The 16,872-nt window shown below is 69.7% G+C and carries 19 protein-coding genes, 2 pseudogenes and 1 other annotated feature; of the genes and pseudogenes, 8 read left to right on the top strand and 13 right to left on the bottom strand.

Features of this window, described 5'->3' with window-relative positions; genetic code table 11:
• Positions 1-113: 113 nt before the first annotated feature.
• Positions 114-245 (top strand) — a sequence feature (AL1L pseudoknot).
• Both ACIBBF_RS26350 and ACIBBF_RS26345 read left to right on the top strand, forming a co-directional pair.
• Entirely contained in the window at positions 153-896 is a 744-nt protein-coding gene (locus ACIBBF_RS26350) for an IS3 family transposase (RefSeq protein ID WP_397419376.1), read from the top strand. (Overlaps the previous feature by 93 nt.)
• Positions 779-1,066 carry an integrase core domain-containing protein gene (locus ACIBBF_RS26345; protein ID WP_397419378.1) on the top strand — a complete coding sequence of 96 codons (288 nt, stop codon included), beginning with the start codon at positions 779-781 and terminating at the stop codon, positions 1,064-1,066. The genes ACIBBF_RS26350 and ACIBBF_RS26345 overlap by 118 nt, the downstream gene beginning before the upstream one ends.
• A gap of 39 nt (positions 1,067-1,105) precedes the next feature.
• Here the strand turns inward: ACIBBF_RS26345 and ACIBBF_RS26340 are convergent, their stop codons facing one another.
• Positions 1,106-1,714, bottom strand: a complete 609-nt coding sequence (locus ACIBBF_RS26340; protein ID WP_397419374.1) for a cadmium resistance transporter — start codon at positions 1,712-1,714, stop codon at positions 1,106-1,108.
• Positions 1,708-2,082 carry an ArsR/SmtB family transcription factor gene (locus ACIBBF_RS26335; RefSeq protein ID WP_397419372.1) on the bottom strand — a complete coding sequence of 125 codons (375 nt, stop codon included), beginning with the start codon at positions 2,080-2,082 and terminating at the stop codon, positions 1,708-1,710. The genes ACIBBF_RS26340 and ACIBBF_RS26335 overlap by 7 nt, the downstream gene beginning before the upstream one ends.
• Positions 2,083-2,401: 319 nt before the next feature.
• On the opposite strand from ACIBBF_RS26335, the pseudogene ACIBBF_RS26330 reads away from it, so the two are divergent.
• The 3 genes and pseudogenes from ACIBBF_RS26330 to ACIBBF_RS26320 form a co-directional block, all read left to right on the top strand.
• A pseudogene (locus tag ACIBBF_RS26330) lies at positions 2,402-2,650 on the top strand (helix-turn-helix domain-containing protein); the annotation flags it as partial.
• Between the two features lie 32 nt (positions 2,651-2,682).
• On the top strand, positions 2,683-3,543 hold the full coding sequence (locus tag ACIBBF_RS26325) for a hypothetical protein (RefSeq protein ID WP_397419380.1): 861 nt from the start codon (positions 2,683-2,685) through the stop codon (positions 3,541-3,543).
• 6 nt (positions 3,544-3,549) lie between these two features.
• Positions 3,550-4,307, top strand: a pseudogene (locus tag ACIBBF_RS26320) (metal ABC transporter solute-binding protein, Zn/Mn family).
• A gap of 146 nt (positions 4,308-4,453) precedes the next feature.
• Here the strand turns inward: ACIBBF_RS26320 and ACIBBF_RS26315 are convergent.
• Together ACIBBF_RS26315 and lnt are read right to left on the bottom strand one after the other, a co-directional pair.
• Positions 4,454-5,569 (bottom strand): D-alanyl-D-alanine carboxypeptidase family protein, encoded by a 1,116-nt coding sequence (locus tag ACIBBF_RS26315; RefSeq protein ID WP_397419370.1) that lies wholly within the window; start codon positions 5,567-5,569, stop codon positions 4,454-4,456.
• Between the two features lie 811 nt (positions 5,570-6,380).
• A complete protein-coding gene (gene lnt / locus ACIBBF_RS26310; protein ID WP_397419368.1) occupies positions 6,381-8,024 on the bottom strand; it encodes an apolipoprotein N-acyltransferase in 1,644 nt (547 codons plus the stop codon).
• Between the two features lie 213 nt (positions 8,025-8,237).
• Between lnt and ACIBBF_RS26305 the strand changes: the two genes are divergently transcribed.
• A complete protein-coding gene (locus ACIBBF_RS26305; RefSeq protein ID WP_397419366.1) occupies positions 8,238-8,813 on the top strand; it encodes a hypothetical protein in 576 nt (191 codons plus the stop codon).
• Between the two features lie 111 nt (positions 8,814-8,924).
• Here ACIBBF_RS26305 and ACIBBF_RS26300 read toward each other — a convergent pair whose 3' ends face one another.
• From ACIBBF_RS26300 to ACIBBF_RS26290, 3 genes are all read right to left on the bottom strand, one after another.
• Complete coding sequence (locus ACIBBF_RS26300) at positions 8,925-9,785, bottom strand: F510_1955 family glycosylhydrolase (RefSeq protein ID WP_397419364.1); 861 nt, start codon at positions 9,783-9,785, stop codon at positions 8,925-8,927.
• A 71-nt stretch (positions 9,786-9,856) separates the two neighbouring features.
• Entirely contained in the window at positions 9,857-10,882 is a 1,026-nt protein-coding gene (locus ACIBBF_RS26295) for a M56 family metallopeptidase (RefSeq protein WP_397419362.1), read from the bottom strand.
• Positions 10,879-11,238, bottom strand: a complete 360-nt coding sequence (locus ACIBBF_RS26290; RefSeq protein ID WP_397419360.1) for a BlaI/MecI/CopY family transcriptional regulator — start codon at positions 11,236-11,238, stop codon at positions 10,879-10,881. Before ACIBBF_RS26290 ends, ACIBBF_RS26295 begins: the two co-directional genes overlap by 4 nt.
• A 99-nt stretch (positions 11,239-11,337) precedes the next feature.
• Here ACIBBF_RS26290 and ACIBBF_RS26285 point away from each other — a divergent pair, with 99 nt between their 5' ends.
• On the top strand, positions 11,338-11,796 hold the full coding sequence (locus ACIBBF_RS26285; protein ID WP_397419358.1) for a DUF2752 domain-containing protein: 459 nt from the start codon (positions 11,338-11,340) through the stop codon (positions 11,794-11,796).
• A 22-nt stretch (positions 11,797-11,818) separates the two neighbouring features.
• Here the strand turns inward: ACIBBF_RS26285 and ACIBBF_RS26280 are convergent, their stop codons facing one another.
• The 6 genes from ACIBBF_RS26280 to ACIBBF_RS26255 form a co-directional block, all read right to left on the bottom strand.
• Positions 11,819-12,601, bottom strand: coding sequence for a cytochrome c biogenesis CcdA family protein (locus ACIBBF_RS26280; protein ID WP_397419356.1), 783 nt, complete (start codon positions 12,599-12,601; stop codon positions 11,819-11,821).
• Positions 12,601-13,281: a TlpA family protein disulfide reductase gene (locus ACIBBF_RS26275; protein WP_397419354.1), complete on the bottom strand. Its 681-nt coding sequence runs from the start codon at positions 13,279-13,281 to the stop codon at positions 12,601-12,603. The genes ACIBBF_RS26280 and ACIBBF_RS26275 overlap by 1 nt, the downstream gene beginning before the upstream one ends.
• A gap of 537 nt (positions 13,282-13,818) precedes the next feature.
• Entirely contained in the window at positions 13,819-14,661 is an 843-nt protein-coding gene (locus tag ACIBBF_RS26270; RefSeq protein WP_397419352.1) for a C40 family peptidase, read from the bottom strand.
• Positions 14,662-14,770: 109 nt separating this feature from the next.
• Positions 14,771-15,211, bottom strand: a complete 441-nt coding sequence (locus ACIBBF_RS26265; RefSeq protein WP_397419350.1) for a hypothetical protein — start codon at positions 15,209-15,211, stop codon at positions 14,771-14,773.
• Between the two features lie 107 nt (positions 15,212-15,318).
• Positions 15,319-15,837 carry a DUF2269 domain-containing protein gene (locus ACIBBF_RS26260; protein WP_397419348.1) on the bottom strand — a complete coding sequence of 173 codons (519 nt, stop codon included), beginning with the start codon at positions 15,835-15,837 and terminating at the stop codon, positions 15,319-15,321.
• Positions 15,837-16,004 carry a hypothetical protein gene (locus ACIBBF_RS26255; RefSeq protein WP_397419346.1) on the bottom strand — a complete coding sequence of 56 codons (168 nt, stop codon included), beginning with the start codon at positions 16,002-16,004 and terminating at the stop codon, positions 15,837-15,839. Before ACIBBF_RS26255 ends, ACIBBF_RS26260 begins: the two co-directional genes overlap by 1 nt.
• Before the next feature lie 92 nt (positions 16,005-16,096).
• Here ACIBBF_RS26255 and ACIBBF_RS26250 point away from each other — a divergent pair, with 92 nt between their 5' ends.
• Entirely contained in the window at positions 16,097-16,729 is a 633-nt protein-coding gene (locus tag ACIBBF_RS26250) for a TetR/AcrR family transcriptional regulator (RefSeq protein WP_397419344.1), read from the top strand.
• Positions 16,730-16,872: the final 143 nt, after the last annotated feature.

The following is a 16,872-nucleotide window of genomic DNA, read 5'->3' as shown; positions in this document are numbered from 1 at the left end:
GGACTCCCTCAACGGGCGACCCCGCAAGACGCTCGGATATCTGACACCATCAGAAAAGTTCGCAGAACTCGTTGCAACCACCGGTTGAATCCGCCGATCCTGAAGACCGCGTCGGCGTTTTTCGCAGCGGAGCTCGACCGCCCCACGACGAAATGATCGCCTACATCGACACCTATCGTGATCAGTTCGGGGTCGAGCTCATCTGCCGCACGCTGGGTGCGACAGAGCGTGGGTTCATCACCTCCCGCGGCTACCGTGCGGCCAAGCAGCGGCCGGTCAGTACCCGGGCCCTGCGCGACCAGGCCCTGCTACCGCAGATCCGCAAGGTTCACGCGGAGAACTACGGTGTTTACGGGGCCCGGAAGGTCTGGCACGCGATGCGCCGCCAGGGCTGGGACATCGGTCGTGACCAGTGCGCCCGCCTGATGCGCCTGGCCGGCCTGCACGGCGTGATCCGGGGGCGTAAGCCTCGCACCACCCAGCCGGCACCCGTGGCGGACCATCGCCCGGACCTGGTCGAACGCAACTTTCATGCACCAGGCCCGAACAGGTTGTGGGTCGCGGACATCACCTACGTGCGCACCACGGCCGGGTTCTGCTACACCGCGTTCGTGACCGACGTGTTCTCCCGCAGGATCGCGGGCTGGGCGACCCGGGCCACGATGCGGACCGAGGCGCTGCCGCTGGAAGCGCTCGAGCACGCCCTGGTCAGCGCGAAGGACCAGGCCCTGGCCGGGGGCTGGTCCATCACAGCGACCGCGGCTCCCAGTACGTCAGCATCCGCTACACCGAGCACCTGGCCCAGGCCGGGATCACCGCATCGGTCGGATCACGCGGCGACTCGTATGACAACGCCCTGGCGGAGACCGTCAACGGTCTCTACAAGGCCGAGCTGATCCACGCCCGCCCAGCCTGGCCCTCGGTCACCGAGGTCGAGCACGCGACCATGAACTGGGTCCACTGGTGGAACAACCAGCGCCTGCACCAAGCACTGGACTACGCCACCCCGATCGAGACCGAGACGGCCTACGCTCAAACCCGCGAGCCCTCACTGGGCCCCGCATAGACAACGGAACAGAACCCAGGGCGGTTCAGCTGGAGCCAGTTAGAGCAGTGATGCGATGTGGGCGAGGGTGCCAGACTCGATCAGGATGAACACGCCGAGGCCGATGAACACCACCGGTACGAGCCAGTGTTCGACCTTCTCGAGTGCCTCGGTGACCGTCTCGTTGGTACCCACAATGCGGGCGAGCAGGCACCACAAGGCGAGCAGGACAAGGAACACGGCTATCGTGATCAGGGTGTCCGTGGTGGACATGGTGCGGAACACCGGAGTGTAGATCGCGATGTTGTCGCCGCCGTTGGCGATCGTGATCCCCGCGACGCCGAGGAGGCCTACGGCCTTGAGCGCGGACTCTGCTTCATCATCGTCGTCCTGTCCGCGCAGCGTGCGCACCAGGGCGAGGACACCGATGGCAAGCGGGATCAGACCGAGCAGTCCCACCCACTCGTCCGGCACGATCGTCAGGCCCAGCGCGGCGAGGAAACTGGCGGTGATCAGCGTGATCAGCCCGAGGTACTGCCCGGCCACGATCTGCCACGCTCGTAGTTGCGAGCCTCGCGCGGAGACCGCGAACAGGACCGTCAGAACCACGATGTCGTCAATGTTGGTCGCGACGAACAGACCGGCTGCTGCTGCGATCGTGCTCAACACGCCGAGACCTCCCGCCCGTCCACGCCGTACGTCGGGCACAGTGCAACAGCGTTGCCAGTCGCAGCCAGCAAGGGCTCGGCTGCGCTCAGCAGGACCAGCAGCTCGGGGCGCGCCAGGGAGTAGAACACCCGCCGTCCGTCCATGCGCCCGACCACCAGCCCGCAGTCTTTCAGGCACGCGACGTGGGACGACACAGTTGACTGCGCCAGGTCCAGCTCACGAGTCAGGTCCACCACCCGGGCCTCACCGGTCGCGAGGCGACGCACGATCGCGAGTCGGGCTGGGTCACCCAGGGACCGGAACAACGCAACCGCTGGTCCGATATCCACCTTGCCTACCGGGGCAACTTCCGGTCCTATGATCGACATGCAGCGATAATAACCTATCTTGGTCGATCTTTTGGCGCCTCGGAGGCCCCGGGGGACGCCTCTTATCCCCCCGGTCCTGGGCCGGTCTACACGTGGCGCAAGCACGGCAGCGCGCGGCGAGTCCACAAGATCGGCAAGCACCTGCTGCTTGAGGACTCGGACGTACGTGCCTGGCTTGGGCAACGCGTCGCGCAACTGTGGGCCAGGTACTCGGCCACGGATCGCGAACGCACTCGACGCGACGCTCGATCAGCTCGATCAAACTTCTAGTGTCCCGCGTGGTTAGTTGTTTGACGGTTGGCTGTTGCGATCATGAGGTATGGCAACTTGTCCAGCGCCGGTCTTGGAGATCGGTGAGAAGGATCGTGCGGAGCTGGAACGGTGGACCCGGTCGTCGTCGGTGCCGGCGGGTCTGGCACAGCGGGCGCGGATCGTGCTGCTGGCCGGTGCGGGCCACTCGAACGCGGAGACCGCGGCGAGGGTTGGGGTCTCGCGCCCGACGGTGATCGCGTGGCGGGAGCGGTACCTGCACCACGGTCTGGCCGGTCTGGCCGACGAGCCGCGATCAGGGCGCCCGCGCGTGGAGGACCGGGTCAGGCCATGGTCGAGACCGCGTATGCCGCCTGGCAGGCCGGCCTCACTGCTGGCAAGGCTTCCGTGCTGGTGGCCTCGGACAGCGAGACCGTGCGGGCGGTCAACGAGCGCGCCCGCATCGAACGCCTCCACACCGGAGCCACCGACCCCGGCCGGGCTGTCCGCCTCGCCGACGGACTCGACGCGTCGGCCGGGGACACCGTGATCACCCGCCGGAACGACCGCCGCCTAAGCACCCGGAACGGGGCATGGGTGCGCAACGGCGACCGGTGGACACTCGTCAAGGTCCGCATGGACGGATCCGTCGTCCTACGCCAACCCGAAGCGAAGTACGGGAACACGATCGTGCTGCCCGCCGCGTACGCGGCGGAGCACCTCGACCTCGGCTACGCCGTGACCACTCACCGTGCCCAGGGACTCACCGTGGACACCGGCCACCTGATCGCAGGGCCGGGAATGACGCGGGAGAACCTGTACGTCGGCCTGACCCGCGGGAGGGAGTCCAACACCGCCTACGTCATCACTGACACCCCACTGGAGATCACCCCGGACGACCACGAGGACCCCACACCCCGGAGCATCCTGGCCGGGATCGTCCGCACGGTCGGAGCCGAAAAGGCCGCCACCCAGGTCAGCAAGGACGAGACGGAGCGCTGGGGGTCGGTCGCACAGCTCGCCGCAGAATACGAACCCTCGCCGCGGCCGCCCAACACGACCGCTGGACCCGACTCCTCCACCACAGCGGACTCTCACCCCGGAACGCGGACCAGGTCATCGCCGCACCCGCGTTCGGAGCCCTCACCGCCGAACTGCGCCGCGCCGAAGCCGACGGTCACGACGTCGAGTATCTGCTCCTCGAGTTGGTGACCCAGCGTGGGTTGGACGACGCCGACGACCCCGCCGCTGTCCTCCATCACCGGATCGCAACCGCCACCGCTCCCCGGCCTCCAGCCGGCCGTCGATGACGGCGTCGAGCAGCGCCAGCCCGAGCACGTCGTGGATGCCACCGCCGCTGCGGATCTCGAGGAGGACCCTGCTGGCGGTCACGAAGGCGAGAGTGCTGAGGAGCACGCCGACGAGGAAGCGGGTGAGGAGGGCGCCGAGGACGAGCACGGCGGGACGGGTCCGCACTTCTGGCTCGATCCCGTCCGGCTGGTCGCGGTCGCGCAGCGGGTCGCCGATGAGCTCGCCGCGGTCGATCCGGACAATGCCGATGCGTATGCCGAAGGGGCCGCGGCCCTCGACGCGGACCTGGTCGCCCTGGACGAGGAGTACACCGAACTGCTCGCGCCCTGCGCAGACGCGACGCTCGTGACCTCGCACGAGGCATTCGGTCACCTCGCCGGCCGCTACGACTTGAACCTCGTCGGCATTGCAGGGATCGACCCCGAGTCCGAGGTCGCGCCCGCTCGTATGCGCGAGATCCGCGAGATCGTGCGGGCTGACGACGTCTCGACCCTCTATGTCGAGACGATCGCCGACCCCAGGCGGTCGAGGCCCTGGCATCCGATCTCGGAGTGAGCACCGCGACCCTGGACCCGGTGGAAGGCCAGACCGATGCCGACGCCGACTACCTCGACGTCATGGAGGCCAACCTCGACGCTCTCGCCGACGGGCCCACCTGCTCCTGACCGATCGGCGATACGAAGTCCCGCACCACGCCGTACCGGTGCGGGGCGCTTGCCCGCTCTGCCGCCGCAAGTTCACCGCTTAGGCCACGGCACCGATTAGGAGCGGCCTGGCCACGGCGACGCCAGTCCCTGGACAGTGACGGCCGTCAGTGGTGGTCGTCGATCTGTGCCACGGCCGCCGTGAATTCCCAGTGCCACGGTTCGTACGGTCCGGAGCCGCCGGGCTGTGCCCACTGCGGGTTGTCCCACCCGTGCTCCGGGCCGTGTGCCTTGAGCCAGTCCCAGCGCTCACCGGCGTAGCTGTCGGCGCAGATGTCGACCGCGAGGCCCCAGCCATGGTTGGACCGGCCCGGCGTCGCGGTCAGTGTCGGCTTTGCCGCCTGCGCCGCGACCTGCTGTGCGTAGCTGCGGTAACCGTCCGTGAGGCACATCGGCTCGCCGAACTGCTCGGTGTACGCCTGGTTCAGGCGAGCGAGGGCGACAGCCGCGTCGGCGCGGATCGGCGGGTAGCCGTTCCACAGGTCGCACAGCTCGCTCTCCGGCACTTGGCCGTTGAGGCCTGAGCCTGTCGCTTCACCGTCACAGCCAGGCAGGGCTGGCGGGGCCTCGACCTGCACGGGAGCCGCCTCCTCGACGGGCATCGACGCGTCACGGGGGACGGTGACACCCGCGCTACTAGTTCCTCGAGGGGCGCGCTCCTGGCTACGCGAGGCGCCGCTGAGGCGGTCCGGCACCGCCGTTGCTGCGCTCGACGCCGGACCGGTGAATGCCGCGGCGGCGTCGGCTCCTCCTGGTTGGGCGCGCTCGTCAATCCCGGACCCACCGACAGCGGCGACCGCGAACGACATCGTGGTCGCCAGCGCGATCCCCAGACCGAGCGTCAGCGGCAACCGCCCAATGACAGGGGACGGCGGACGGTAGGGCGAGGCGGCGTGCCGGCCCTTGCGATGGCGTCGTCTGGTTCGTCGTGTCCGCGTCGCCGAGCCGGCGTTGAGGTCCGCCGAGCTGCTCGCGCCCTGATCCGGATTGCTGGTCAGCACGGCACCGAGCGACGAGAGGGCCGGTGCCGCCTGAGCACCAGTTGCGGCGACCCGGGACATCAGGACGTCGGGCACGGTGGCTGCCGCTGCGGTGGTGCGCCCTGCGACGGTAGTGACGCGCTTGGAGCCGGCTCGGGCGACGCCGGTTGGCACGGGGTTGCCTGCCGCCCGGTGACGACCGCGGCCGCTCACCGGGCGGTACTGGGTGAAGCTGGGCTCCATGAAGTCTGGGACCTTTCGGATCGAAGGAGTGCCACTGGCGCAGCCCGTATATGGGCGCGCTGAACCGGCCGACGCTCAGGTGCAGGGTCGGCCGGTTGCGCTGGTCTACGTCCGGTTGATCCCAAGGGCGCGCAACGATGGCGCAGCTGCGGCGGCCACGCCGGGAGCTGTCCGGAGGTCCTGGTGCGCGGCAGCGGGCGCCAGCCGGAGGGCGGTACGCTCCGGCGTCGTGGCCATGACCAGAGACGGCAGCAGCGGATCTGCCTTCGCCGTGACCGTCTCGTGGTCGGAGCAACCCGAGGAACCGCCGACTACGCGCTCGACGACGCCGGTCTGACCTGGCGCTACGTCGTGCACGGCCAGTGCCTCGCCGCCGCCGTGCGGGTGCTCACCGCCGTGGCCACGTCCCTCATGAGCTTGCGCGGCGCCGTCCGTGTTCTCGTTCAGATGCGCGCTGCACATCGGGTGCACATATACGAAGGCAAGCACAAGGAGCATGACAGCGGCCACGGCGGTCGCCCCATGCCGGGAACCGGCGCGGAGCCGGCGGAGGCGACGTGTCAGAATCATGGTGGCCCCACTATAACGGAAAGGTAACGGCGTGGAACCACCGTCCGGGCCAGCGTGTAAAGAGTGGTACTGGCCCGGGCAGTAGTCGTGCTGGTCAGACCGGGTAGACCGCGGGGACCGTCCCCCTGGACAGAGAGCTGGACGACGGTGTCCATCTCGACGGGGTAGGCGATTACGCCGCCTTCGCCGCGACGCCCCGCATGGCTACCTTCACACTCCTGGCGGCCACCGGGCAGCTGTCTTACCTCACCACCGTGCTCACCGGAAGTGCCCGAGGCTCACGCAGGTCCGGCATCGCCACGCGGCCAGTCAGCGACTGTGGGACACGGGCAGCCAGGACGGCCATGCTCAGGACGGTCCCCCACAAGAGGATCCTCTGCATCCAAGGACCGAGTACAACACCCATGGTGAGACCATCGCGAAGCTCGATCTCCTCGACCATGAGTCCTGGCTCGCCGCTTGCGAGCGTCTCGACCGTGCTCCCGTCGGGCGCGAAGATCTGGCTGGTACCCGTGGTGGAGACGTTGACGACGCTGCGCCCGGTCTCGATCGCGCGCATGCGTGCGATCGCGACCTGCTGCTGGTTCTCGTCGGTGCCCCGGAAATCCGCGTTGTTCGTCTGGAACATGAACACTTGTGCGCCATCGCGCAGGCCTTCCTGGATGACATCGTCGAAGGCCACGTCGAAGCAGATCGCCAGCCCGACGCGCGCCTGGTCGAGGTAGAAGACGGGCGAGTCTTCGCCAGGGGCGTACTCGCGCTGGAGGAGGCCCACGAGACCGGGTGCGATCGCACCGTATATCTCTCGGTCGGGCACGTACTCACCGAAGGGGACGGGGTGCCGCTTCGCGTGCGTCGCCTCCGGCCCGTCGGCCGTCCACAGGAAAGAGGTGTTGTAGAAGAGGTCTCCGACGGCGGACGCGGCGTTGACAAGGACCGGGGCCTCGTACGAGGCCGCTGCTGCGTCCAGGATCCGCGCGGTATCCGGCTGGGCGAGTGGGTCGCTGTCGACGCCGCCTTCCGGCCACAGCACCACGTCCACCTGCGCGCTCTCCAGCGGAGCGGAAGCCGCCAGCTGTGACTCCAGTACCTCGTTCGCCGCACGCTCGTCCGCGTAGGCGGCTGGCCCGTTGCCCTGTACGGCACTGACCCGGATCGACCCCGCGTCGCTGGTTGGAAACTGCGGAAGGAACAGCATGACTGCGGCGAGCAAGCCAACGGGGACCGCCCGTGGCAGCACACCAGCGAATCGCGGTCGGGTCCTGCCGTCCGTACCCAGCGGTGCGTGTCCTCGGACGGCCCATCGGACGACCTCGAGGACACCGGCGCACAGGACGACCATGAGGAACCCGAGACCGGACACACCCAGCCACGACGCGACCGGAGCGATCGGGCTCTCCGACTGGCTCATCCCCAGGCGCCCCCACGGAAACCCGCCGTACGGCCAGGAACCCAGCACGAGCTCCCGCACCATCCACGCTCCGGCCACGAGTACCGGCTGGACCACGAGGCGCACAGTGGGGGTCTCGCGCCAGCGTGGCAGCCACCGGTAGGCGAGCACGACGAGCGGCGTGAGCGCCGCGAGGACGAGGGTCTCCGCGGTCGCCAGTGCCACCCACGGCACCCAGCCGAGGGGGTCGTCGCCGAGGAACTGCGAGGCCCACGACACATGGGGAAAGTAGAACGCCGCGCCGAACGCCGCACCGACGAGCATGCCGGCGCCGACGGTCCGCCCGATGAGAGAGACCAGCGCGAGCGGGACGGCGACGAACGCGAGCGGCCACCAGCCGAGCGTGGGGAAGGCCGCGTCGAGCGCGAGTCCTCCGGCTGCTGCCACCACGAGCGCCGCCGGCAGTGGCACGAGCGGACGTTCGGCGTCCACCATCGTGTGTGCGGTCCGGCCCCGCCATAGTCGGCGCGGTCCGGCAGCAGAGTCGGCGAACCGATCGGTCGGCCACGGATTGGCTGTTCGTGTCACGGGGCTTGATCCGTCCATGCTCGGCTGGTGTCCGATCGTCGTGGGGCGGCTACGTCGGCGGCTCCAACGATTACACACTGTCAACTATGCGGGATAGTAGTTCTGGGGCATGATCAGGCCATGGCATTCATGCGTTCGGTCACGCCGCCGCGCAGTCGGCACGCGCGCAGCTCACGGCGCCGTCGGGCAGAAGCCTTCGTCGGCATCGCCGGAGGGCTGTTGCTCGCCGCCGGTGGGTCACTCGGTGTGGGAAACTTCTTTGCCCCGCAGGCGGTCGAACGGGCGTACGGAACGGTGAAAACCACCACCGACGCGGTGATCGACACCACCCGCGAAAGCGTCACCGGCGAAATTCCGACCGTGCGTCTCGGAGTCGCCGGCGGTATACCCGAGCTCGACCGGTGCGACGGCACGTTCACCGAGATGAAGTCATACGCACACGACGATGTGCCGCCGGTCTGGGCGGCACACAACTCCTGCGACGGAGACGCCATCCTGCCGTGGAAGACCGGGCAGAACATCCGGATCGAGGGCAGCGACCAGGTCTACGAGATCGTCGACATCCGCTACGCCCCGAAGACCTGGGCTACCACCCACGACCTCATCGGGCTCGACGGCGACCTCGCCTTGCAGACCTGCTTCTACGGCGAGGACCGGATGAAGTTCGTCGGCCTCCGGCCCGTCACGGCGCCGTGAGGCCGTCCGGACGGTCCCAGCAGAGAAGACGTGTCAACCGGTCCTGGGCCAGTCCCAGGCACAAGTCTCGGCACCGGCGCCGCTGCACACCCCCGGGGTCATTGGCCCGGCTCACTGGTCAAGCATCGGCGAGAACGTGGCCCCGCCGTCGGTGGACGCTAGGACGGTCCCGTTCGTCGCGGCGTAGATCTCTGTGGCGGATTCGACGGTCAATGCCTCGGGCTGTCCGTCCAGACCGGCCTGCTTGGTCCACTCGGCTGCCGGGTCCTGTGCGGTGTACACGACGCCGTCGGGGGTCACGCCGGCTAGGGCGCCGTCGTCGGCCCAGCTCACGAAGACCATCACCGGCGCGGAGGTGACGAGCTCGAACGTGGCCCCGCCGTCGTCGCTCCGGGTCAGGCCCTGCTCGGTGGTGGTCACCAGCACGTCGGGATCATCGGGGTTGACCGCGAAGTCCGCGATCGCCGTCTGGCTCAGCATGTCCCAGGTCTGCTTGTCGGTGCTGGTCAGCAGCTGGCCGGTCATCGAGTTGAGACCGTACACGCGGTCGTGGCGGTACTCGAGCGCGTGGAAGTCGGCCTCGCCGCTCAGGGAGAGCGTCTCCCAGGTCTCGCCGCCGTCGGTGCTCTCGATGAGGCCGACCGAGCTCGGGCCGTCCTGCCCCTCGCCGGGATGGCCGCTGGCCAGGAAGTGGCCCGGCCCGGCGACCGTGAACCCCATGTAGTCCTGCACCTCCGAGACCCGAGTCGCGGTGCCGTCGGCGATCCGGAACAGTCCGTAGTGCGTCCCGGCGTAGACGGTGCCGTCGCCGGGGTCGACGCCGATCCCGTGGATGTGCTCCATCTCCGCGGACGTTCCACCGGCATCGGTCGGACCCTCTTCGTTCGTCCTCAGGAGGGTGAGCGCGGCGACCACCAGACCGATGGCGAGTGTGCCGGCGCCGAACATCACAAATGAGCTTCGTCGAGCCACGGCTGGACCTCTCTGGTAAGACTTCCTGTACGTATCTACTATATCGAATAGTAGATACGTCGGTGGTCGGATCAGCCCAGCCCGGTTACGCAGGCTCCCACGGCTGTCGCGCACATGGCGGGCGAGGCGGCGACGAACAGCAGCTCGGCCAGCGCGATCCCGAGACCCGAGGCAATCAGCACGACGTCGGCTGGACGCGGCCGCACTCGAGGGCGGCTCAGCCGGCGGACGCGAGCAGCCGCGGAGCCTGCGGCGGAGAGGGTGCCCGCGGGTGCCACGCTCTGGGCACCGGCCAGCGTCACGAGCGCGTGAGCCAGCCGCCGGCGCACGGAAGCCTGCCCGTCGACAGTTGTCGCCGCGCGACCGGCGGCACGTTCGACGCGTATCGCCCCGTCGTCGGCCGCCATCTCCAGAAGCCGGGGAACCTGCTGTGCCGCCAGCCCGAACGGCGTCATCCTGCCGAAGGTGTGCGCGAGGGCTACGGACAGCTGCGTCGCCAGGTGGTGCCGTTGGCGCAGGTGCGCGCGCTCGTGCGCCAGCACGAGCCGCACCTGACCTTCGTCGAGCAGGGCCAGCATGCCCGAGCTCATCACGATAGTGCCGCGGCCGGCCGGGCCGCCCGGGAGGCAGTAGGCGGCGGGGCGGGCATCGTCCAGGAGCATGCGGTCCTCCCTGTGCACGCCCGGGAGTCTGTGCCCGACGAGGGCGAGGAGGTCGAGCTGGGCGCGGCGCTCCTGCCGTGTCTGCCGGGACTGCCGGACGAGGCTGCCCGTCAGCCGGGCGGTGACCGCCAGGGCCAGCAGCATCCCGGCGACGCCGAGAAAGACCCTGTGCGGACCAATGGTCTCCGACCGCAGGGCCCGCGCGCAGTGCTCGATAAATTCACCCAGCGCGGCGGTGAGGGTCGGCGGCGCCACCAAGAGCGCTGCCGCCAAGCCGACCAGCACGACCGAGGCGAGCGAGCCGAGGCCGAGCAGGTGCCAGGACGCGACGGCCAGCCGGGGCGCGGACGTCGCCCAACGGGCTCGCATCGACAGCTGCCCGACGGCCATTCCGGCGGCGACGACGGCGAGGAGGACCAGCAGCGCGGTCGTCACGACGGACCGGCCTCGTCCAGGAGCGCTCTGAGCCGGGCGGACTCCTCGGGCGTCAGCTGCTCGACGAAGTGCATCAGCGCCGCGCCGCGGTCGCCACCACCGGCCAGCGCATCCTCCATCGCCTTGGCGGTGTGCTCGGCGCGACCCTGCCTCGCCCAGTACACGTAAGCCCGGCCGGAACGCTCTCGGTCGACAAACCCCTTCTGGAACAGGTTGTCCAGCACCGTCATGATCGTCGTGTAAGCGCGGGCGCGCCCGTCCGGGAGAGTCTCGAGCACCTGGCGCACCGACAGGTGCTCGCCCGCGGACCAGAGCTGCTCCATCACAAGCGCCTCCAGGTCACCCAGCTTCCGCATCCTTGCTCCTAGCCGTCACCAACGCTGTCCGTCCGCAGCCCAGACCTATCCTATGCGGACTAGTAGGTCGACTTTCCTCGTTACGAGTCAGGGGCTCGCATGCCGACAGCCGCGGTGCCGTTCCTCCGCCTCCGGGTCGAGCCGGTCGACCACCACCGGTGGGTGACCGCCGGAGCGGCACTTGCTCTCGGGGCCGCCTTCCTGATGGCCGCCTTCGGCCTGCCTCCGGTCGACCTGCACGGTCCGCTGCACCCGCTCGGGATCATGGACCCGTTCTGCGGAGGTACCCGCGCGGCACGGTATGCCGCGCAGGGGAACCTCGCCGAGGCATGGCGCTACAACCCGCTGAGCATCGTGATCGTGTGCGGCGCGATGGCGGCGGTCGTGCGGGCGGGGATAGGCCTGGTCAGCCGGCGGTGGCTGACGCTGACGATCGGGTGGGCCGCCGCCCGACGGCGCTGGGTGATCGCCATCGTGCTGGTGCTACTTGTACTGCTCGAAGTCCGCCAGCAGCTGCGCGCCGACCTGCTTATGGCAGGCACCAGCACCTGGCGCTGACCCGGAGCCGCCCCGGCACGTGTCACAGGAGTGTGTTGAACCCGCCGATCCAGCCCTGCATCTGCCCGGTCAGATATCCCCACAGGCCTGTGACCAGGGCCAGACCGATCAGCACCAGCATCCCGCCGCCCGCCCGCATGATCACCAGCCGGTGCCGGCGCAGGAACCCGAGCATCCGGTCCGACCCCAGGCCGAGCGCCACCAGCAGGAACGGCACCCCGAGCCCCAGGCTGTAGGCCAGGCCCAGGCCCACCCCGCGCCCGGCCGACGCCTCGTCCAAGGCGAGCGCCTGCACCGCGGCCAGGGTCGGCCCCATGCACGGCGTCCAGCCCAGTCCGAACACGATGCCCAGCAGTGGCGCGCCCCACAGACCGGCGCGCGGCCCGATGTGCAGGCGCGCCTCACGCTGCAGGAACGGGAACGCGCCGAGAAACGCCAGACCCATCAGGATCACCACCACGCCCAGGACACGCATGAGGACGTCCTCCCAGCGCACCAGGTACGCGCCAACCGCACCGGCCGCCGCCATCAGCGACACGAACACGACCGTGAACCCGAGCACGAAGAGCGCGACCCCGAGCACCACCCGGCCCCGGCCGGACATACCCGCCCGAGCGGCCTCGCGAGGTAGGCCCGAGCCCGAGGAAGCCGCACCGGCCGCCGCCATGCCACTGACGTAGCCCACGTACCCGGGCACGAGCGGCAGCACGCACGGAGAGGCGAACGAGACCGCGCCGGCAAGCACCGCGATCGGCACGGCGAGCAGCATCGAGCCACTGAACGCCAGCTCCGAGAGACCGGTCATCATGTGTCTCCCGAGCCCTCGTCCTTGGAGGCGGCGCCCTCGGAGCGTGCGTCCTCGGCGAGCACGTCCTCGACCAGCGTCTCCAGAGTGGACCGATCGACCTGCCCGATGACGCGCGCGGCCACCATCCCGTCGACGTCCACCACCACTGTGGTCGGGACCGCCTGCAGCGGGACGACGCCGTTCAGGTCGGCCACGACTCGTCCACTGTGGTCCTCGATGCTCGGGTACGGGGCGGCGAAGGTGCGCTCGAACGCCTGGGCGGTCGGGGCCTCGTCCTCGGTGTTGATCCCGAGGAACCGTACGCCGTCCGCCTCGAACTGCCCGGCCACGGCTGCCAGGTCCGGCGCCTCGGCACGGCACGGCGGGCACGCGGCATACCACGTGTTCAGCACGAGAACCTCAGCCGCCCACGCGTCCGTATCGATCTCGTTGCCGTCGAAGTCGGTCCCCGTGACCCGCACAGGGCCGTCGCGATCGCCCGGTTCCCAGGTCCGCACCGAGCCGTCACCGGACACGTAGCCCTGGTCCACGACCTGGCCGGCCCCCGACTGCGCGGCACAACCGGCAAGAACCACGGCCAGGCCCGCAGCAGCGAACGTCGCGATCGCACGACGGCGGCGCGCGGGCGGCATCGTCCCGCCGCTACCGGTACGCCCAGGGGTACGGGTTGCGTTCATCGATGCGCTCCTCCTCACAGCTCGACGGACTGCCTCGACAGGCTACTACTAAGATGCATAGTAAATGCTCGGCAGGGGCCCGGCGGCGGACAGGGCGCGGAGTGCCTGCAGCTAATCTCCGTGGCTGTCGTTGTCGTTTCCCAGGCCGAGATGCGCGAGTCCGTCGCCGTCGGAACTACGCCGCGTGAGTGCCGCGACCACGACAAGGACCGCGACTGTCAGGACGACCGCTCCCACGGCTACGGCGAGCGGTATCTGGATCCCGGCCAGGGCAGCGTGGTGGTCGCTTGCAGCCTTGGAGGGCGACACGGCGGAGGCCGGAAGCCTGGCCAGGCTGAACAGCAGCAGCGTGACCAGGGCGACACCCGCCCCTCGCCGTCGGAAGCGGCTGTGCGGGGCCGTGCCCGCTTCGGAGTCACTTCTCGCCTGTGCACGCATGGGGTCTCTCGTCTCAGGGGTACCGAGGCACCGGGTCGACAGCGTCACCCGGTGGCGGCGTGAAGGGCGGGGGCTGGCCCGCCCCTCACGCCGGGTGGGTCATGCGACGCGCAGGACCACCGGGTTGGACTGCCAGACCTGGCTGTACCGGACCGTCTGGCCGGGGACAGGCGCCTCGATCTGCATGCCGTCGCCGGCGTAGATCGCGATGTGGCCGGGCGACCAGAGCAGGTCACCGGGCTGCGCCTCGGACCAGGGCACTTCAGTGCCGGCGTACCGCTGCTCCGACGAGGTCCGGGGCAGGGTGATCCCGACCTGCGCAAAGACGTACGAGGTGAACCCGGAGCAGTCCATCCCGGCCGGGGTCGACCCGCCCCACAGGTACGGCACCCCGAGGTACCGCATCCCGATGGACACGATGGCGGAGCCCTTGGCCGAGGCGGGGATGTCCACCGCAGCCGCGGCAGCGGCTTCGGCCTCCGCCTCGGCGGCTGCGGCGGCCTCCGCCTCGGCTTCCGCTTCCGCCTCGGCGGCGAGTTGCGCCTGGTACTCCTCGTTCTCCTCGGCCGAGACGACGGAGACGGCAGCCGTCTCGACCTTCAGCTCGGCGTCGGTGGCGACGGTCACCACAGGGGCGGCGGCGACAGCTTCCTTGGCCTGGGTGGTCAGGGCGTTGAGCTCGGCGGCGTTGAGCGTAGCTTTGACCGGACTGCCGGCCAGTGACGTGACGGATGCGGGGGCCGGTGCGGCCTGGGCGGCGGGTGCGGCGACCAGGGATAGCAGAACGCCCGAACCGGCCGCGGCGGCCACGGCGGTACGCCCGGCGAAGGCGTTGAACTGCGTGGACGTGGCGCGAGCGACGTCGGCCAGGACGGGGCGGCGTACCGCCCGATGACGACCACGACCGCGCACGGTCGGGTTCAGGTTGAAGCTGGGCTCCATGAAAGCGGGGACCTTTCGGATCGGAGTAGAACCACACACGCTGCCCGGGTTCGGGACGCGCGGAATCGGTCGACACGCGTACGGGGTGGTGTCGACGGAATGTGGTGGTCTACGTCCGGGAGATCCCCAGGGCATGCAGCGACGGAGCCGCCGCTCCGGCCAGGCCCGACGGCGCCTGAGGCCCGTGGTGCGAGATGTCGGGCACCAGCCACTGCAGGGCCAGGGACTGCGCCCCGACCAGGACCATGGAGGGTGACAGAGTCCGGTCGTACCGCGCCGTCAACGTGCGGTCCTCAGCGCATTGGTTCGGGTCCCCGCCGGGGCGTTCCGAGTCCGCGTGCGCGGCCTGATCCGCCGCCGGGGCGACCGGCGCTTGCAGCTCAACAGTGCCGTGCGGCTGAGTGCGGCCGTGGTCCGCCTCGTCTAGATGGACGCCGCATACGGCCTGCACGGCCAGGAGGGCGAGCACGAGAAACATGACCGTCAGATCGCTCGCGAACCCACGCCGAGGAGCGGCGAGCGGCGAGCGAGCGGTACGAGTCAGGTTCATGGCGAGCCCCAGAGTAACGGAATGGACACGGTGCATGGCAACACCCAACCGTGATGCCGACCGTCCAGAGCCTCGTTCGATGCCGCGATCCGCACCGACCGTGCAGGTCAGGCGCGTGGACTGGTCGTGCGGCGGTCCTGCGCGCTGCGCCAGCCGTAGCGGGTCAGACCGCGTGGCTTGTAGATGTTCAGCGCCAGCGGGACGACCAGCACTACCAGGCCACCCACGGCGTGGAACAGATCCCCGCCGAGCTGGTCTACGTCGCCGGTCGGGTCGGCCGCGACGGCCGCCATCGACTCGACCGCCGGCAGGTGCAGCACCAGGATCACGAACGCGAACGTGGTCAGGACCAGGCTGATCGTCACCCAGTAGTGCCGCAACAGCCCCCAGGACGTGCCGAGAGCCTGGACGATGCCGGTGACCAGAGCCACCGTGGCGAGCGGGATCAGCGCATAACGCAGGACGGGTTCCATCATCAGGTACGCCGCCCGCACGATCTGCTCGTCCGAGCCGGCGTCGACGGGGACATTGAGGGCGATGTACGCGGCGATCGCGCCGAGCCAGCCGACCGAGCTGGTGACATGGACCGTCAGTATCAGCTTCCGGATCCCCGGGGACATCTGCATCAGCCGTGCATCCCGGGTCCGTGCTGTCCGCCGGAGAGCAGCATCACCGCGCCGACTACGACCACTGCGACGACGACGCCGATCGCGAGCAGCTTGACCCAGCGGGGCAGACCTGGGTGCTCCTGCGGGGCCTTGCCCACGGTCGGGTCGGAGGTGTTCTCGGTCATCGTGGTCTCCTCGGGTCGACTGGCTTGTTCGAGACGGACTGTATCGGATATCTACAGAGTGTCACAGCAACGACGGGGCGTATCATCGTCGGGTGCCGAAGCTGTGGGAGGAATCGATCGACGAGCATCGTCGATCAGTGCGTGACGCCATCACGAAGGCCGCCTGGCGGCTGGCCGAGGAGCACGGCCCGCTCTCACTGACTATGTCGCAGGTGGCGGGAGCCGCAGGGATCGGGCGGGCGACGCTCTACAAGTACTTCACGGACATCGAGTCGATCTTGGTGGCCCACCATGCGCGGCACGTCAAGGACCACCTCCGGGCCCTGGAAGACCTGAGCGGAGGGTCGAAGGCGCCGGGTGCTCGGCTCGTGGCCGTCGCCGAGGAGTATGCGTCCATCTGCTTCCACCGGAGACGGCACGCGTCCGCGGACATCGGCGCGCTCGTGCACCGCGGGCCCGAGGTCGCCGACGCGGAACGCCGTCTGCACGGTGTCTTCGCTGACCTGATTGCACAGTCGGCGGCGGACGGCTTGGTGCGCACCGACCTCGGCCCGGAGGAACTCGCCGCGTACTGCCGCCGCGCGCTGGACGCGGCCGGCGAGATGAGGGACCTCGAGGGGGTCGCCCGGCTCACCCGGGTCGTCCTGGACGGGCTCGGATACTCGTATCAGGCCCAGGACGATGGCCACAGCGCAGCGACTGGGAACCATCACCGGCCCCATTAGCGCAGGTGAGCGGTGGGCCGCCCCGCGGGCGGCGCCCCCCCCGGGGGGCCCCCACCCCGCGCGCCGGGGCTCCAACGGCCGGGGCTCGCGGGGCGGGGGGGTGACGATGGTGGTGGCCCGCACGAGGGCCGCCCCCGGGGCCC

Origin of the sequence: Promicromonospora sp. NPDC050880 (genome assembly GCF_044456525.1) — a bacterium.
GTDB lineage: Bacteria > Actinomycetota > Actinomycetes > Actinomycetales > Cellulomonadaceae > Promicromonospora.
Note: the sequence above shows the minus strand (reverse complement) of the source record. Positions and strands in the feature narration are given on the sequence as shown.